This window comes from Dactylosporangium sucinum (assembly GCF_014647515.1).
Taxonomy (GTDB): domain Bacteria; phylum Actinomycetota; class Actinomycetes; order Mycobacteriales; family Micromonosporaceae; genus Dactylosporangium; species Dactylosporangium sucinum.
Genome location: NZ_BMPI01000040.1, coordinates 14,154 through 30,883 on the forward strand (window position 1 = coordinate 14,154; position 16,730 = coordinate 30,883).

The 16,730-nt window shown below is 73.5% G+C and carries 15 protein-coding genes; 14 read left to right on the forward strand and 1 reads right to left on the reverse strand.

Annotation, left to right across the window (positions count from 1 at the left end; all coding sequences use genetic code 11):
* Nucleotides 1-636 carry an acVLRF1 family peptidyl-tRNA hydrolase gene (locus IEZ31_RS34095; RefSeq protein WP_190254176.1) on the reverse strand — a complete coding sequence of 212 codons (636 nt, stop codon included), beginning with the start codon at nucleotides 634-636 and terminating at the stop codon, nucleotides 1-3.
* Nucleotides 637-740: 104 nt separating this feature from the next.
* Here IEZ31_RS34095 and IEZ31_RS34100 point away from each other — a divergent pair, with 104 nt between their 5' ends.
* The 14 genes from IEZ31_RS34100 (at nucleotide 741) to IEZ31_RS34165 (ending at nucleotide 16,699) form a co-directional block, all read left to right on the forward strand.
* Entirely contained in the window at nucleotides 741-1,475 is a 735-nt protein-coding gene (locus IEZ31_RS34100; RefSeq protein ID WP_190254177.1) for a hypothetical protein, read from the forward strand.
* Entirely contained in the window at nucleotides 1,472-3,253 is a 1,782-nt protein-coding gene (locus IEZ31_RS34105; protein WP_190254178.1) for an AbeC-like domain-containing protein, read from the forward strand. Before IEZ31_RS34100 ends, IEZ31_RS34105 begins: the two co-directional genes overlap by 4 nt.
* A complete protein-coding gene (locus IEZ31_RS34110; protein WP_190254179.1) occupies nucleotides 3,250-3,546 on the forward strand; it encodes a hypothetical protein in 297 nt (98 codons plus the stop codon). The genes IEZ31_RS34105 and IEZ31_RS34110 overlap by 4 nt, the downstream gene beginning before the upstream one ends.
* 11 nt (nucleotides 3,547-3,557) lie before the next feature.
* The gene (locus IEZ31_RS34115) at nucleotides 3,558-4,550 is read left to right on the forward strand and encodes a zinc-dependent alcohol dehydrogenase (RefSeq protein ID WP_190254180.1); all 993 of its coding nucleotides are present in this window, start codon (nucleotides 3,558-3,560) and stop codon (nucleotides 4,548-4,550) included.
* 42 nt (nucleotides 4,551-4,592) lie between these two features.
* Entirely contained in the window at nucleotides 4,593-5,402 is an 810-nt protein-coding gene (locus IEZ31_RS34120; protein WP_190254181.1) for an arabinan endo-1,5-alpha-L-arabinosidase, read from the forward strand.
* A gap of 34 nt (nucleotides 5,403-5,436) precedes the next feature.
* Nucleotides 5,437-6,882 (forward strand): hypothetical protein, encoded by a 1,446-nt coding sequence (locus IEZ31_RS34125; RefSeq protein WP_190254182.1) that lies wholly within the window; start codon nucleotides 5,437-5,439, stop codon nucleotides 6,880-6,882.
* Nucleotides 6,883-7,071: 189 nt separating this feature from the next.
* A complete protein-coding gene (locus IEZ31_RS34130; protein ID WP_190254183.1) occupies nucleotides 7,072-8,091 on the forward strand; it encodes a LacI family DNA-binding transcriptional regulator in 1,020 nt (339 codons plus the stop codon).
* Nucleotides 8,088-9,335, forward strand: a complete 1,248-nt coding sequence (locus IEZ31_RS34135) for a sugar ABC transporter substrate-binding protein (RefSeq protein ID WP_190254184.1) — start codon at nucleotides 8,088-8,090, stop codon at nucleotides 9,333-9,335. Before IEZ31_RS34130 ends, IEZ31_RS34135 begins: the two co-directional genes overlap by 4 nt.
* A 2-nt stretch (nucleotides 9,336-9,337) precedes the next feature.
* On the forward strand, nucleotides 9,338-10,267 hold the full coding sequence (locus IEZ31_RS34140) for a carbohydrate ABC transporter permease (protein WP_190254185.1): 930 nt from the start codon (nucleotides 9,338-9,340) through the stop codon (nucleotides 10,265-10,267).
* Nucleotides 10,267-11,094 carry a carbohydrate ABC transporter permease gene (locus IEZ31_RS34145; protein WP_190254186.1) on the forward strand — a complete coding sequence of 276 codons (828 nt, stop codon included), beginning with the start codon at nucleotides 10,267-10,269 and terminating at the stop codon, nucleotides 11,092-11,094. Before IEZ31_RS34140 ends, IEZ31_RS34145 begins: the two co-directional genes overlap by 1 nt.
* Nucleotides 11,095-11,102: 8 nt before the next feature.
* Complete coding sequence (locus IEZ31_RS34150) at nucleotides 11,103-12,587, forward strand: glucoamylase family protein (RefSeq protein ID WP_229836086.1); 1,485 nt, start codon at nucleotides 11,103-11,105, stop codon at nucleotides 12,585-12,587.
* Nucleotides 12,584-14,365, forward strand: a complete 1,782-nt coding sequence (locus IEZ31_RS34155) for a GH39 family glycosyl hydrolase (RefSeq protein WP_190254188.1) — start codon at nucleotides 12,584-12,586, stop codon at nucleotides 14,363-14,365. The genes IEZ31_RS34150 and IEZ31_RS34155 overlap by 4 nt, the downstream gene beginning before the upstream one ends.
* Before the next feature lie 133 nt (nucleotides 14,366-14,498).
* On the forward strand, nucleotides 14,499-15,251 hold the full coding sequence (locus tag IEZ31_RS34160; RefSeq protein ID WP_190254189.1) for an SDR family NAD(P)-dependent oxidoreductase: 753 nt from the start codon (nucleotides 14,499-14,501) through the stop codon (nucleotides 15,249-15,251).
* Between the two features lie 206 nt (nucleotides 15,252-15,457).
* Nucleotides 15,458-16,699, forward strand: a complete 1,242-nt coding sequence (locus tag IEZ31_RS34165; RefSeq protein WP_190254190.1) for an MFS transporter — start codon at nucleotides 15,458-15,460, stop codon at nucleotides 16,697-16,699.
* The last annotated feature ends 31 nt before the right edge of the window (nucleotides 16,700-16,730 follow it).

The window sequence follows — 16,730 nt, forward strand, 5'->3', positions numbered from 1 at the left end:
TCAGGGAACGAGGTGGATCCGCACCTTGCGGGCGGTCACCGCCGCCTCCTCCAGCACCGCGAGGCGCGGCTCGGCGACCTCCAGCAGGTGCGGGTGACGCTTCGCGGCGAGCGGCGCGAGGCGGCGGTCGGCGAGCACGGCGTCGACCATGCCCCGGTCGCCGCCGCACACCAGCGCGGCCAGCTCGCCGGCGTGGGGGAGCAGCACCCGCGCCGCGATGTCGGCGGTCTTCCCGGCGACGGCGTCGGACTGGTTGTCCCGGCGGCGCGCGTAGCGCTGCTGCGACCATCCGCCCGCCGCGGTGCGCCCGTGGACGTGGAAACGCTCCACCTTGGACAGTCGCACGGTGGTGCCGTCGACGACCGCCACCGCGGCCGCCCCCTTGCGCGCGAGCAGGAGCCCGATGGCCGGCGGCGCCGGCAGCCCGGCCAGCAGCCCGTCGAGGTCGGTGACCGCCTCCAGGCCGGGCGGCGGGTGGACCGCGGCCGTGTCGCCGTTGCTCGCGCCGGTGAGCGTGAGCCCGTCCTCCTCGGCCCCGTCGTGCCGCCCGTAGAAGCCGTCGAGCCACCCGCGCAGCCGATCGGGTGAGATCTCCACCCACCGGCCGCCCCCGGCCGCCGGCCGTGCCGTCACCATGGCCTCCACCTTATGCCGTACCCCGTTCGTGGTCGCCCGCACACCGGAAGACTCTGCCGGCGGAGACGGTGCTGTCCGGATCCCGCTTCGATACAAGTTGACCCATGGAGCCTGAGCGCCGGCTGCTCGTCGCGGTCGATGTCGAGCGGTACAGCCGGCAGGACAACCTCGCGCAACATCGCACCCAGGAAACGCTCCAGCGGGTCATGGCCGAGGCGTGCGCGCGGCTCGGGCTGGACCGCGCCGCGTGGCGGACCCAGCCGAGCGGCGACGGCGAGCTGGCGGTGCTGCCGGCCGGTACGCCGGAGACGACGGTCGTCGCGCACCTCGCCGACACCCTCGACGTCCTGCTGCGCCAGCACAACGGCGACCTGCTGCCGCAGGCCCGGGTCCGGCTGCGCGTGGCGCTGCACACCGGCCTGGTGCACCTCGACGGCGCCAACGGCTACCCGGGCGCGGCGGCCGTCACCGTGTGCCGGCTCGTCGACGCGGCCCCGGTGCGGCGGGCGCTGGCCGACGCGCGGTCGGCCGACGTCGTGCAGGTCGTGTCGGACCGGGTCTACGAGGACGTGGTCGCGCAGCGGTACCGGGGGCTCCGGCCGGACCGGTACACCCGGGTCCGGATCGACCAGCCGGAGAAGGGCTTCACCGCCGACGCCTGGCTGTCGGTGCCGGGGGAGCCGGGCCGCCCGGCAGCCGCCCCGGCGCAGCCCGCCCGGCCCGCCGACGGCGGCGGCAGCAGCAGCACGTTCACGTTCGGCACGCTCACCGTCAACGGGCCCGCCGCCTTCGGCGACCACAGCCGGGCCACGTCCATCCTTCCCGAGGAGCGGCAATGACGATCACCGGCACCACGCCCGGACCCCGGGTCCCGCCGATCGTGCCGCCCGGGCCGGGGCACCGGCCGCTGTTCAGCCATCCCGAGCCGCGGCCCCGCGGGCTGCTCTCCGACACGACCCGGCGGCTGTGCGCCGCCGCCTACCTCGACGACGCCTTCGCCCACCTGGTGATCGAGGAGACGACCGGCGACGACCAGCGGGCCGTGCCGCCGTCGTTCGGCTTCGACCTCGAACCCGTGGTCCGCCACGCGTTCCGGGCCCGGACCATGCTGATGATCCGCGACGCCGCGCTGACCCTGATCCTGGCGGCCGGCCTGCTCCTCGTCCCCGCCGCCACCATCGCCTGGCTGCTGCTGGCCTGGGTGATCCGCCGCACCAAGGCCGGCGTGCGGGCCGACGCCCGCACCGGCGTGGCGCTCGGCGCCGCCGTGGTCCTGTACGCCTGCCTCGGCTGGCTGTCGCCCCTGTTCCTGATGCTCGGCAACGCGCAGCAGGACACGTCGGCCTACGGCGTGCCGCAGGAGAGCCTCGCCACGCGGGTGCTCGGGACGTACAACACGATGCTCTTCGTCGTCGTCCTCGCGCTGCCGTTCGTGCTGGCGCTGGCCACCCTCGCGGTCGCGCTCACCACGCGGCTGCGGCGGCTGCTGTCGCTGTCCCGCTCGCTGGCCCCCGGGGCGGCCGAGGCACTGCCGGCCCTGCCCGACCGGCGGGTCGAGCGCCGGGTCGCCTGGCTCGCCGCCGCGCAGCACGGCAACGTCACGCTGCACTCGACCGAGCCGTTCATGGGCTCGGGCGCGCCGGTGCAGTCGTGGTCGATGGCGCTGCTGCTGCAGGGCAACGCCGATTCAAGTGAGCGGGACCGCCGCTTCGACCTGCGGACCGTGTCGGCCCGCGACATGCAGCTGCGGGTGAGCGCGGCGGTGCTCGGGCTGCGCAGCGAGCAGTTGCCGGTGCACCAGCGGGTGCCCGGCGTTTACGTGGTCGACCGGGTCATCGCCGACGGCGAGCGGTACCAGGGTGACCCGCTCGTCGACCAGCGGACCCGCACCCCGCTCGGCTGCGCCTCCCCGGAGGCGATCGCCGCGATCACCGAGCAGCCGCAGGGCGGCGTCCGCCACTACCTGCACGCGTTCGTGGGTGTGGAGGGCCGGGCGGTGACCGCCGCCGACGGGCGGCCGGTCCTGCCGCCGCAGCCGCAGGACATCATGATCTCGGCGCACGTCCACGTCGCCGTCGAGGGCGCCAAGCTCTACCTCGAGTTCGTCGGGACGGTCCTGCCGCCGGTGCGCAAGGAGTACCGGGTCGTCGACCGGATCGGCCCGCAGGTCGGACCGCTGGTGTACCGGTCGCTGCCCCGGCTGCCGGCCGACTGGCTCGCCTCGGTCGACGCCCCGGCCCGGCTGTGGCGCGCGTTCCAGCTGATGCGCGACATGAACCAGCGCGCCCGGGTCGCGCACTCCGACGCCAAGCTGTTCCGCTCCTACGACCACGGGGCCCGCCTCAGCGTCCGGGAGCTGGCCGCGTCACCGCCCGAGTTCACGTTCCTGCAGACGCTGGACGCGGTGAAGTACCTGAAGATCGTCGAGCGGACGGTGCTGGAGACCGTCCTGGACTATCTGGAGAGCGTCGGCGTCGACACCGCCGAGTACCGCTCCCGCATGACCCACATCGAGAACCATCAGACGATCTTCACCGGCGACACGCACATCACCGGACCGGCGGCGTTCGGCAAGGGCGCCACCGCCCACCAGGAGACGAGGAGCGCTTCGGCATGAGCGACACGTTCGAGTTCCACCAGGTCACCGCCAACGGCCCGATGGCGGTCGGCGCCGGGGCGACGGCGTTCACGACGGCGTCCGGGCTGGACGCGATCCTGGCCGAGCTGCGCGCCCGGCTGCCGCGCGAGCCCGGCCCCGCCGAGGAGGTCCACCGCGCCGCCGACGAGGCGGCCGCGGAGACCGACCCGCAGCGGCGCCGCAGCCGCCTGACCCACCTGGCGACGCTGGTCACGGCCGTCGGCGGCCTGACCGCCATCGCCGATCGCATCCGGGCGTGGGCCGACCGGTAGCGTTCGGGGGCATGAGGGCGGCGCGGTTGTTCGGGATCGGGGACATCAGGGTCGTCGAGGAGGAGCCACCGCGGCCCGGGCCGGGCGAGTGCCTCGTGCGCGTGACCGCGGTCGGGCTGTGCGGGTCGGACCTGCACTGGTTCGGCGAGGGCGGCATCGGCGACGCCGTGCTCGAGCGGCCGCTCGCGCTCGGGCACGAGATGGCCGGCGTGATCCTGGACGGGCCGCGGGCCGGGCAGCGGGTGGCGATCGACCCGGCGATCGCCTGCCGCACCTGTGCGTACTGCCTGCGCGGCCACCCCAACCTCTGCCTCCGCCTGCACTTCGCCGGGCACGGGCGAACCGACGGCGGGCTGCGGGAGGTCATCGCCTGGCCGGAGCACCTGCTGCATCCGCTGCCGGACTCGGTCAGCGACGCCGGGGGAGCGGTGCTCGAACCGCTCGGCGTCGCGCTGCACGGGCTGGACCTCGCGCACCCGCGGGTCGGGGCGACCGTCGCGGTCGTGGGGTGCGGGCCGATCGGGCTGCTGACCATCCGGCTGGCGAGGGTCGCCGGCGCCGCCCGGGTGGTGGCGGTGGAGCCCCGGGCGCACCGCCGCGCGGCCGCTGTGGCGGCGGGCGCGGACGCCGTCTACGCGCCGTCGGACCCGGACGTCGCGGCGATCGACGGCGTGGCCGACGTCGCGTTCGAGATCGCCGGCACCGACGCCGCCGTGGAGGGCGCGATCCGCGCCTGCCGCCCCGGCGGCAAGGTCGTCCTGGCCGGCATCCCTGACGACGACCGCACCTCGTTCCCGGCCTCCCTGGCCCGGCGCAAGGGCCTCACCCTCATCCTCGTGCGCCGGATGCAGGAGATGTACCACCGCACGACCGCCCTCGCCGCGAGCGGCGCGATCGACGTCGAGTCCCTGGTCACGGCCCGCTACCCGCTCGAACGGGCGGCCGAGGCGTTCGCCGCCGCGACCGCCCGCGAGGGCCTCAAGACGGTCGTGGAAGTTTCATAGACATCGAGCGTCATCTTCATGTTGTGATTGACAACGGTCGTTATGTTAGCGCTCACTTTCCGGCATGAGACGCAGGTTGGTGCTCGCCGCGGTGGCGGCCGTGACGCTCGTCGGCAGCACGGCGATCGACGCCGAAACGGCGCGCCGTGGACGACCGCCTACACCGGCGGCAGCCGCAACCTGTGGGCGCCCGACGTGTCGTACCGCGACGGGCGGTACATCCTCTACTACTCCGCCTCGACGTTCGGCTCGAACCGCTCGGCCATCTTCCTCGCCACCAGCCCGACCGGGGCGGCCGGCAGCTGGACGAACCAGGGCCTCGTCATCGAGTCGCGCACGAGCGACACCTTCAACGCCATCGACCCGAACCTCGTCGTCGACGACCAGGGCCGCTGGTGGCTGGCGTTCGGCTCGTTCTGGTCCGGCATCAAGCTGGTCCAGCTCGACCCCGCCACGGGCAAGCGGTCCGACACCACGATCCGCTCGATCGCCGGCCGCAACGGCGGGCCGATCGAGGCACCCGTGATCGTCAAGCGCGGCGCCTGGTACTACCTCTACGTCTCCTTCGACTACTGCTGCCGCGGCGCCGCCAGCACCTATCGGATCATCGCCGGCCGCTCGTCCAGCGTCACCGGCCCCTACACCGACCGCAACGGGGTGGTGATGACCGCCGGCGGCGGGACGGAGATCCTGGCCGGCCACGGCTCGGTGCACGGGCCCGGCCATCAGGCGGTCCTGCCGGACACGGACGGTGACATCCTGGTGTACCACTACTACGCCGACAACGGCACCGCGCTCCTCGGGATCAACCGGCTCGCGTACGACGCCGCGGGCTGGCCCATGGTCACCTGATGGCCACCCGAGTTCGGTGGCAGACTGACCAACCATGCCGACAGCACAGCCCTCCGGAGTGGTCATCCCAAGCGTCGACGGGAAGCCGAGCACGTCGGCGCTGGGCCGCGGGGTGGTGGCCGACGCGCTGCGGGCCGTCGACCCGGTCGGCGCCCGCGCCGCGGAGTCGGCGACCAACTGGCGGCACGACTACCTGCCGCACTTCCGGCGGCTGGTCGAGGCCGGCCTGCCGTCCCGCGACGCGGCCCTGACCATCGCCCGCGACGGGCTGGCGTCGCTGCACGAGCGGATGCGGTACTGCGACGGCACCGCCGAGCGGCCCCTCACCGACGCGTTCGAGCAGGCTGCGGCGCTGCAGGAGCCGCTCGCGACGCGCGTCGTCGAGGGCGGGGGTGCGCCGCAGACCGCGTTGATCCTGCCGTACCGTGGGCGCCGGCTCGAAGGCGAGGACCTCCTGCGCCAGCTCGACACGTGGGTCGCCGACGGGGTCATCGAGCCCTCCTGCGCCGACGCGGTGCGGACCGTCGCCGCCAACCCCGACTGGCTGCGCCTCGACGGCCACCGCGTGGCGGTGCTCGGCGCGGGCGCCGAGATGGGCCCGCTGCGCGCCCTGCTGCGCTGGGGCGCCGAGGTGGTCGCCGTCGACCTGCCCCGCCCGCCGATCTGGCAGCGCCTCACCGACCTGGCGACGCGCTCGGCCGGCCGCCTGGTGCTCCCGGTGTCGGGCGACGAGCCGGGCGCCGACCTGCTCCACGATCTGGGCCGGGTCGCCGCCTGGCTGGCCGAGATCGAGGGCCGCCTGGTGCTGGGCAACTACGTCTACGCCGACGGCGCCGTCAACGTCCGCGTGGCGATGGCGGTCGACGCCCTCACCCAGTGGCTGCGCGAGCGCCGCCCGGACCTGGCCCTGGCGTTCCTGGCCACGCCGACGGACGTCTTCGCCGTCCCGGACGACGTGGTCGACGAGTCGACGGAGCGCTACCGCACGGCGACCGGCATCGGCCGCCTCCGCCGCCCGCTGCGCGTGCTCAGCGCGGGCCGCCTGCTGACCGGCAACTACCCGCCGGGCAGCTACCCCGGGATCAACGACAGCCTGGTGCCGCAGCAGGGCCCGAACTACGCCCTGGCCAAGCGCCTGCAACGCTGGCGCGCGGCGGAGGCCCGCGCCGCGGGCGTGCCGGTCTCGCTCACGGTTGCCCCGGCGACCCGCACCCGGAGCGTCCTGAAGAACCGCCTGCTGGCCGCGGCCTACGCCGGCGCCCACCGCTTCGGCATCGAGATCTTCGAGCCCGCGACGTCGAACGTGCTGATGGCGGCCCTGCTCGTCCACGACCTGCACGCCGGCCGCCCGACCCGGCCCCACCCCTGGCAGGACGAGGCACACGCCGCGGCGCACGGCGGCCTGTGGCGCCAGCCGTACTCCCCGCGCAGCGCCCTGGGCATCGCCGTCCTCCTGGGCATCGGCGCCGCCCGCGGCTGACGCCCGCCGCCGATCGCTCCCGCCGCCCCGGCCTCCCTTCGCGTCGATCTTGCAGTTGTGGTGCCGGGACACGCCCGTAATGCCGGCTTTGCGGGGCACCACAACTGCAAGATCGACGCGAACTGGGGCGGTCGGGAGCGGGACGGGGTTTATCGATCTTTGAGGTGGGGTACGCGTCGGAGCGTGTCGATGAAAGCGCTTTCAAAGCCGACGATCTATGAGGTCGCTCGGCGGGCCGGGGTGTCGATCGCCACCGTGTCGCGGGCCCTGCGGGACTCGCACCTTGTCACGGCCGAGACGCGGCGGCGCGTGCAGGAGGCGGCCGAGGCGCTCAGCTTCACGCCGAGCCGGTCCGCCCGGTCGCTCGCCGAGGGGCGGCACGCGGCCAACGGGATCGTGTTCCCGCACCTCGTCGGGCCGTACTACGCCGAGGTCCTGCTCGGCTACGAGGAGGCCGCCGCCGAACTCGGGCGCAGCGTGCTCATCCTCGGCACCGAGGGGCGGCCCGACGCCACCGCGCAGGTGCTCGACCTGGCGAGCCGGGTCGACGGGATGGTCGTCATGGGTCGTACGGTCCCGGACGACGTCGTCGTCGAGCTCGCCGCCACCGGACTGCCGATCGTGCTGCTGGCCCGCGATCCCGTGGACGGGCTCGACACCATCCGGTCCGAGAACCGGGCCACCGCGCGCGAGCTGACCGCGCACCTGCTCGGTCACGGGCACCGGCGGCTGGCCTTCCTCGGCGACCCCGACGCGTCCCCCGACGTCGCCGACCGCTACGCCTGGTTCTCCGAAGCGTTGGGCAGACGACGCCCGGCACCCGTGCGGTGCGCGTTCGACGTCGAGGCCGGACAGCGGGCCGCGACCGCGCTGCTGCAACGGCGGAACCCGCCCGAGGCGCTCGTCTGCGCCAACGATGAGATCGCCCTCGGCGCGCACCTCGCCGCCGCCAAAGCCGGCCGTGACGTCCCCGGCGACATCGCGATCACCGGCTGGGACGACGTCATGGCCGCCCGCTTCGTCGGCCTCACCACCGTCCGGCAGCCCATGCGGGAACTCGGCGCGACCGCCGCCCGCTGGCTGCACGACCGCATGTCATCGACCGACCCCGCGCGGACCCCCGCCCGCCGCCGGGTCATCCCCACGCGGCTCGTCATCCGGCGCAGCTGCGGCCCTGATCCCTGCGAAGGAAGGCAGGTCGACCCATGAAACGAAGCATGACCGCCGTGGTGCTGGCGGCGGCCCTCGCGCTCGCCGCGTGCGGCCGGGACGCCGGTGGCGACCAGGAGGACGCCAGGCCCGTCGGCGAGGGCAAGGCCAAGGGCGAGATCACCGTGTGGGCGATGGGTGCCGAGGGCGAGAAGCTCGGCGCGTTCGCGCAGGCGTTCTCGAAGGACAACCCCGACGCCAAGGTGACGGTCACCGCGGTACCGTGGGATGCCGCACACCAGAAGATCGCGAGTGCGATCGCGGCAAAGCAGACGCCCGACGTGTCGATGATCGGCACCACGTGGATGGGCGAGTTCGCCAAGACCGGGGCGCTCGACCCCACGCCGACGCTGTTCGACAAGGGCGACTACTTCTCCGGCGCGTGGGACACCACCGTCGTGGGCGGCACCTCGTACGCGGTGCCCTGGTACGTCGAGACCCGCGCCATCTACTACCGCACCGACCTCGCCCAGAAGGCCGGCCTCAGCAAGCCGCCGCAGACCTGGGACGAGCTCAAGGCCATGGCCAAGGCCATGCAGCAGCAGGGCGGCGCCCAGTGGGGGTTCAACCTGCAGCCCGGCAGCACCGGCGCCTGGCAGTCGTTCCTGCCGTTCGCCTGGTCCAACGGTGCCGAGATCGTCAAGGACGGCAAGTTCACGCTCGACACCCCCGAACTCGTCGAGGCCATGACGTACTGGCAGTCGTTCTTCACCGAGAAGCTCTCGCCGAACGACCTGCCCAAGGAGGGCGCGCTCGAGGCCGGGTTCGTGGGCGGCAGCATCGCCTCGTTCATCTCCGGCCCGTGGCACGCCGGGATCATCGACGAGCAGGGCGGCAAGGGTAAGTTCGCGGTCGCGCCGATGCCCACGAAGAAGACCGCGACGTCCTTCATCGGCGGCTCGAACCTCGCCGTCTTCAAGGACGCCAAGAACCGCGACGGCGCCTGGAAGTTCGTGCAATGGCTCAGCCGGCCCGAGGTTCAGGTGCAGTGGTTCCAGGCGGTCAAGGACCTCCCGGCGGTACAGCAGGCGTGGCAGGACCAGTCACTGTCCGGTGACCCGATCCTCGGCGTGTTCGGCAAGCAGCTCCAGGACGCCAAGGCCCCGCCGGCCGTGCCCACCTGGGAGCAGGTCGCCGCGGCGCTCGACGCCGAGCTGGAGAAGGTGGCCAAGGCCGGCGAGAGCCCGGCGGCGGCCGCGAAGGCGGCCCAGGAGAAGGCCGCCCAGATCGGCACCGGGGCCTGACCATGGCGGCCATCTCGGTTGCCCGCGCATCGGTCCGGGCGGTCCCGGCACAGCACCGCCGCCGGCGCCGGGCGCTGACCGGCTGGGCGTTCGCCGCCCCGTTCACCGTGCTCTTCGCGGTGTTCATGGCGCTGCCCGTGCTCGCCGCGCTGGTCATGAGCTTCACCGACCTGCGCTCGACCGACCTGCGCCACCCGTTCGCGGTCGAGTTCGTCGGCGTCGACAACTACACCCGGCTGTTCGCCGACGACCTGTTCCTGCGGGCCGCCGGCAACACGCTGGTGTTCGTCGGCGCCGGCGTGCCGCTCACCATGGTCGCCGGGCTCGCCGCGGCCAGCGCGCTCAACTCCGGGCTGATCCGGTTCCGCGCGCTGTTCCGCGTCGGGTTCTACCTGCCCGTCGTCACCAGCATCGTGGCGATCGCCGTCATCTGGCGGTTCCTGCTCGACCCGCAGGCCGGGCTGGTCGACAACCTGCTCCGCGCGGTCGGGCTGCCCGGGCCGAACTGGCTCAACGATGCCGACCTCGCCCTGCCGTCGATCATCCTCATGGCCGTCTGGCGCAACTTCGGCTTCCTGATGGTGGTCTTCCTGGCCGGGCTGCAGGCCGTGCCCGCCGAGCTGTACGAGTCGGCGCGGCTGGACGGCGCGAGCCGGTGGCAGCAGTTCCGCAGCGTGACGCTGCCGCTCATGCGCCCGACGCTGCTCTTCGGCGGCGTCGTCACCGGCATCGGCTACCTCCAGCTGTTCGAGGAGCCGTTCGTCATGACCCAGGGCGGGCCGCTCAGCTCGACGCTGTCCGTCTCGTACCACGTCTACAACCAGTTCGGCTTCGGCAACTACGGCTACGCGGCCGCGGCCAGCTACGTGCTGTTCGTCGCGATCGTCGCGCTGTCCGTGCTGCAGTTCCGGCTGATCGGAGGGAGGGACTGATGCGCCGCCGGGACGCCGTCGCGCGCACCGGGCTCTACGCGGCGCTGCTCGCGGGGCTCGCCGTCGTCGTCGGGCCGTTCGTGTGGATGCTGCTGTCGTCCGTCAAGCCCGAGGGCGAGATCCGGCGGGTCCCGCCGACCTGGTGGCCCGAGACCGTGACCCTCGAACACTTCCGGAGGCTCTTCACGGACCTGGATTTCCCGCGGTACTTCGGGAACTCGCTGCTCGTCGCGGTGCTCGTCACCGCCGGGAACCTGGTGTTCTGCTCGATGCTCGGCTACGCCCTCGCGAAGATCGACTTCGCCGGACGGCGACTGCTGCTGCTGGTCGTGCTCGGCACGCTCATGGTGCCCGGGCTCGCGGTGTTCGTCCCGCAGTTCGTCCTCGTGAGCAACCTCGGGCTGGCCAACACCTACGCCGGGCTGGTCCTGCCGTTCCTCGCCGGTCCCTTCGGCGTCTTCCTGATGCGGCAGTACCTCCTGTCGATCCCCGACGAACTCATCGAGGCCGCCCGCGTGGACGGCGCCGGGGAGTTCCGCATCTTCTGGCGGGTCGTGCTGCCGCTGTGCCGGCCGGCGCTCGCCACGCTCGGCATCCTGACCTTCCTCACCTCCTGGAACAACTTCCTGTGGCCGCTCGTCGTGGCCACGACCGAGGACAAGTACACCCTGCCGGTCGCGCTCGCGCTGTTCAGCGTCGGGCAGCACCGGATCGACCTGGGCCTGGCGCTCGCCGGGGCCGTCGTGGTCGTCCTGCCCGTGCTGGTGGTGTTCCTGCTGCTGCAGCGGCACTTCATGCGCGGCATCGCGACAACCGGACTCAAGTGAGGCTCACTGTGCGACGAATCATCCTGCCGCTCGCGGTGCTGCTGGCCGCGGCGCTGCTTCCGCCATCCGCCGCGTCCGCGGCGCCCTCGGTGCTCCAGCGGTACGCCGCCGACACCTGGCGCTCCATGGACGCCATGGCCGACCCGGCCACCGGCCTGCCGGCCGACAACATCACCGGGGACCTGGCCCCGGCCGGGCGCTCCGCCTACACCTCGCCGACGAACATCGGCGCCTACCTGTGGTCCACCGTCGTCGCCCGCGAGCTCGGGCTCGTCTCGCGGGCCGACGCCGACCGGCGGGTCGGGCAGACCCTCGCCACCCTGGCCCGGCTGCCGCGGCACCCCGCGTCGGGCATGTTCTACAACTGGTACGACCCGCACACCGGCGCCGTCCTGCACACGTTCCCCGAGGACGGCAGCGCCATCACGCCGTTCCTGTCCAGTGTGGACAACGGCTGGCTCGCCGCGGCGCTGCTGGTCGTGCAGGGCGCGGTGCCCGCGCAGCGTTCGCAGGCCGCGGCGCTGCTGCGGCCGATGGACTTCGGGTTCTACTACAACCCCGAGGTCAGGCTGATTCGCGGCGGCTTCTGGGACACCGCGCCGCCCGGGTGCTCCGTCGCCGGGAACTACCGCAGCCGGGGGCCCGACGTGTGGTACACCTGCAACCACTACGACATCACGGTGACCGAACCCCGCATCGCGAGCTATCTCGGGATCGCCTTCGGCCAGATCCCGCCCGAGCACTACTTCGCGACGCACCGGACGTTCCCGCCGACCTGCGACTGGTCGTGGGTCGAGCAGCAGCCGACCGGCACCACCCGCACCTACCTGGGCGTCGACGTCTACGAGGGCGCCTACACCTACCGCGGGATCCGGTTCGTGCCGAGCTGGGGCGGCGACATGTTCGAGGCGCTCATGCCCGACCTGTTCGTGCCCGAGGCGCGGTGGGGCGCGCGGAGCTGGGGGCGCAACCACCCGGCGACCGTCGCCGGCCAGATCGAGCACGGCCTGCGCGACGCGCGGTACGGCTACTGGGGCTTCTCGCCGGCGTCCGACCCGTTCGGCGGGTACAAGGCGTGGGGCGTCGACGCGATGGGCATGGATCCGGGCGGGTACCCGTCCGATGTGGAGGGTGCGAACTACGACGCCGGCTTCGGCGACTGCCGGCCGGCCGGTCCCGCGCCCGCCTACGGCGACGGCGTGGTCACCCCGCACGCCGTGTTCCTGGCCCTGCCCTACGCCCGGCAGGCCGCGCTGGACAATCTTGCTGCCCTGCGGTCGAACCTGGACGTCTACGGACCGGGCGGCTTCTACGACGCCGTCGCGGTGCGCAGCGGTACCGTGGCGAAACGGTATCTGGCGCTGGACCAGGGCATGATCATGGCCGCGCTCGGCAACGAGCTGCGCGGCGACCTGATCAAGCGGGCGTTCGTGACCCCGGCCTTCGAGCGGGCGGTCCGTCCCCTGCTGGCGATGGAGGAGTTCAGCGTATGACGACCTCTGCTGCCGAGCGCTGGGCGGCCCTCATGGGGGCGGGCGGCGCGCAGGACCGGGCGCCGGGCCCGGCCGAGACCGCCGATCTGCCGGCACCCACCGGGGTGCGTGTCGCGGCCGGGCGGGGACAGGTGACGCTCGACTGGGATCCGGTGCCGGGCGCGATCGGCTATGCCGTCATGCGCGCCCCGCTCGACGGCCCGTTCGAGGTCGTCGACCACGGGGGCGGCGACGTCCTCGCGGTGCCCCACGGTCCGTACGCCGACACCACGGTGACACCGGGCGGCTCGTACCGGTACGCCGTCGCGCCGCTGGCCACGGTGAACGCCATCGGCGAGCTGAGCGAGCCCGTCCCGGTGGCGGCCGACGGGGGCGACGGGACGGTGGTGGTGGCCGTCCGGGCCGGCGGGGACGACGGTGCCCTGCACCGGCCGTGGCGCGCCATGGTCGGCTCCGAGCACCTCACGCACCTGCTCTGCACCGACACGTCGGGCGGCCGGCCGATCGGCGCCGAGCTGCGCGACGCGCTGCGCCGGGTCCACGAGGAGCTCGGCGTCGCCTCGGTGCGCGCGCACGGCATCCTCAGCGGCGTGCTGCGCGACGGCGAGCTGGACTTCGCCGCGGTCGACGCGGTGTACGACGCGGTGCTGGAGCTCGGGATGCGACCCGTGGTCGAGCTGTCGTTCATGCCGCCCGAACTGGCCCGCGACCCCACCTCGACGGTGTTCGCCTACGAGGCGGTGATCTCGCCGCCGCGCGACTGGGAGCGCTGGGCGTGGCTCGTGCGGTCCTTCACGGCGCATCTGGTGCAGCGGTACGGCCGGGAGGAGGTCAGGAACCACTGGCCGTTCGAGGTCTGGAACGAGGCCAACCTGTCGGTGTTCTGGTCCGGCACGCCGGACGACTACTGGAAGCTCTACGACGTCACCGTCGCCGCCGTCCGGGACGTCGAACCGGGCATCCTCGTCGGCGGCCCCGGATCGGCCGCCGTCGGCTGGATCACCGAGCAGCTCCGCCGACCCTCGGTCGACTTCCTCTCGACGCACGTGTACGGCAGCCCGCCGCTCGACCTGCGCCCGGTCGCCGGCGGCCGGCCGCTGCTGTGGACCGAGTGGGGCGTCACCGCCACCCACGGCAGCGACATCAACGACACCGTGTTCGCGGCGACGTTCCTGCTGCGCGGCATGCGCTCGGCGTCGCGGCGCATCGACGCGCTCGCCCCCTGGGTGGCGTCCGACCACTTCGAGGAGCTGGGCCGCCCGCCCCGGCTGCTGCACGGCGGCTTCGGCCTGCTGACGGTGGGCAACCTGGCGAAGCCGAAGTACTGGGCGCTGCGGCTGCTCGACCGGCTCGGCCCGGTGCAGCTGCCGGTGCGGCTGTCCGGCGACGGTGCCGGCAGCCTGCTCGAGTGCTGGGCGTCCCGCGACCCGGCCACCGGCGTCGTCGGCATCCTGCTGTGGAACGGCACGCTCGACCACGGCAAGGCGGGTGGGTCCGCGTTGCTGGACCGTTCCGCGGTGGTGCACGTCGAGGGTCTCGCGGCGGCGCGGTACACGCTGACCCAGTGGCGGGTCGACGCGGAGCACCACAACGTCGCGGCGCGGTGGGCCGCCCTCGGCGGTGGCGACTGGCCGACGCCGGAGCAGTGGTCGGCCCTGGCGGCCGGCGACGTGCTGTCGCCGCTGTCCGATTCGGTCGGGTCCCCGGTGGGCGGTGCCCTGTCGGTGGAGGTTTCGCTGCCGATGCCGTCGATCGTCTTTCTCGAGCTCAGCCCGTGACGGGTCGCGGCCCGGCGTCCTGCTGGACGCCGGGCCGGCGGTCCGGTTCGCCCGAACGTACGCCGCCCGTCGTACGGCCGATGCCGCTCCCCGACGGACGTGCTCGTGCCGTCGCGGGGCGCACGATCGGGGCATGACGAACCCGCTCAACGACCGGGTGGCCCTGGTCACCGGCAGCTCCCGCGGCCTCGGCGCGGCCATCGCCACCACCTTCGCGGCGGCGGGCGCCCAGGTCGTCCTCCACGGCCGGGACGCGTCGGCGCTGGCCGCGGTCCGGTCCCGCCTCGGCGCCGCCGCGATGCCCGTGACCGGCGACATCACCGTGTCGTCGGACCTGGCCCGCATGCGCGACGAGATCCTCGCCCGCCACGGCCGGCTCGACATCCTGGTGGCGAACGCCGGCAGCACGACCAGCCGCCCCGCGCCGATCGAGGACATCACCGAGGAGAGCTGGCGCGCCGACATCGACCGCAACCTGACGGGCACGTTCCTGACCGTGAAGACGTTCCTGCCGGTGATGAAGGAGCAGCGCAGCGGCACCATCATCACGCTGTCCTCGGCCGCGGGCCGCAAGCCGAGTGAACGCACGATCGTGGCCTACGCCGCCGCGAAGGCCGGCGTGCAGCTGTTCACGCAGGACCTGGCGGCCCAGGCCGGCCCGTACGGCATCCGCGCCAACTGCCTGGCCCCGGAGACGATCCTGACCGAGACGAACCAGCGGTGGATCCCGGCGGACGTGCAGCGCTCGCTGGCCGAGGCCCACCCGCTGCGCCGCCTGGGCACTCCGCAGGACGTGGCGCAGGCGGCGCTGTTCCTGGCCTCGGACGCGTCCTCCTGGATCACGGGCGTGGTCGTTGACGTGGCGGGCGGCGCCGTCCTGGCCTGACCGCGCCGCCGCGGGGCGGAGACCCGCCGACGCGCCGCGGGCGTTTGCGCTCACCGCGAACGGACCTTCTCCTCGCAGCGAGCGTCCGGTGAGGTGGATGGATGGCGCGGCGCAGGCAAGCGGGCGGGGTTGACGATGCACCGGCATCCGCCGGCGCTGCGCCGGTCCAACGCCGGCCGGGCGGGTCCGCGGCGGATCGGCCCGGGGTGGCCGGTAGCGGGCTCGGCCGGAACTTCAACCGGCTCTGGGCGGCCGCCGCTGCCGGCAATCTCGGCGACGGGATCTACCGGGTGGCCATTGCCCTGCTCGCCGCGCGCCTCACCAGCGATCCGGTCGCGTTCTCGGCGCTCACCGCGCTCGGCTACCTTCCCTGGCTGGTGCTCGGGCTGCCGGCCGGGGCGCTGGTTGACCGCTACGACCGCCGGCGGCTGGCGCTGCTGGTCGGCGTGGTCCGCACGAGCGCACTGGCGACGCTGCTCGGCGCGGTGGCCCTGGACCGCGCATCACTGTGGCTGCTGTACACGGTGGTGGTGGTGCTCGGCGCCTGCGAGACGATCTACGACAACACGTTGATCTCGATGCTGCCCGCAGCGGTCGGCGACCGAGGACGACTCGAAACCGCGAACGGCCGGCTGCAGGGTGCCGAACTCCTGGCCCAGAGCTTCGTCGGACCGCCGCTGGCCAGTGCCCTGTTCGCCCTCCTGGCCAGCGCGGCGTTCGGCCTCAACGCCGCCTGTTACGCCCTGGCGGTCCTGCTGCTCCTGGCGTTGCCGGGCACCTTCCGTGCGCCGGACGAACGGCGCACGCCGATGGTCCGGGCGATGGGGCAGGCTCTTCGGTTCGTCCGTGGCCACGAGATGCACCGCACCATCCTCTCGGTGGTGCTCGTGCTCGGATTCGCCAACGCCATGGCGACGGCGCTGATCGTGCTCTGGACCCGGGAGGTCCTGGGCGTGCCGGAGGCCGCATTCGGTTTCTTCGTCCTGACCGGCGCGGTCGGCGCGCTCATCGGCAGCCAAACCGCCGCACCGGTTGCCAGGCGCATAGGCCGCGGCCGGACGATGGCGCTGTCCGCCGTCGTCACCGGCCTGGGCATGCTCCTCGCGGGTGCGACCCGCTCGCCGTACGTGGCTGGTGCGGCCTGGGCGCTCTCGGGGTGGGCAATCCTGCTGTGGAACGTCATCTACGGCTCGCTGCGACAGCGGTTGACACCGGATCCGCTGCTGGGCCGGACGATCGGCATCTACCGTGTCGTGGCCTGGGGTGCCATGCCGTTGGGAGCGCTCGTCGGCGGCGTGCTGGCGGGCATCGGCGGCCTGCGTGCGCCGTTCCTCGCCGCCGGCGTCCTCACCCTTGCCATCAGCGTGTACGCCGTGCTCCGCCTCACCAACGCCCGCGTCGAAGCCGCGATCGCCGAAGCCGACGCGGCAGCCTCGGGCACTGCGTAGCGGCGCGTCCTCGCCACCGATCCAGCGACAA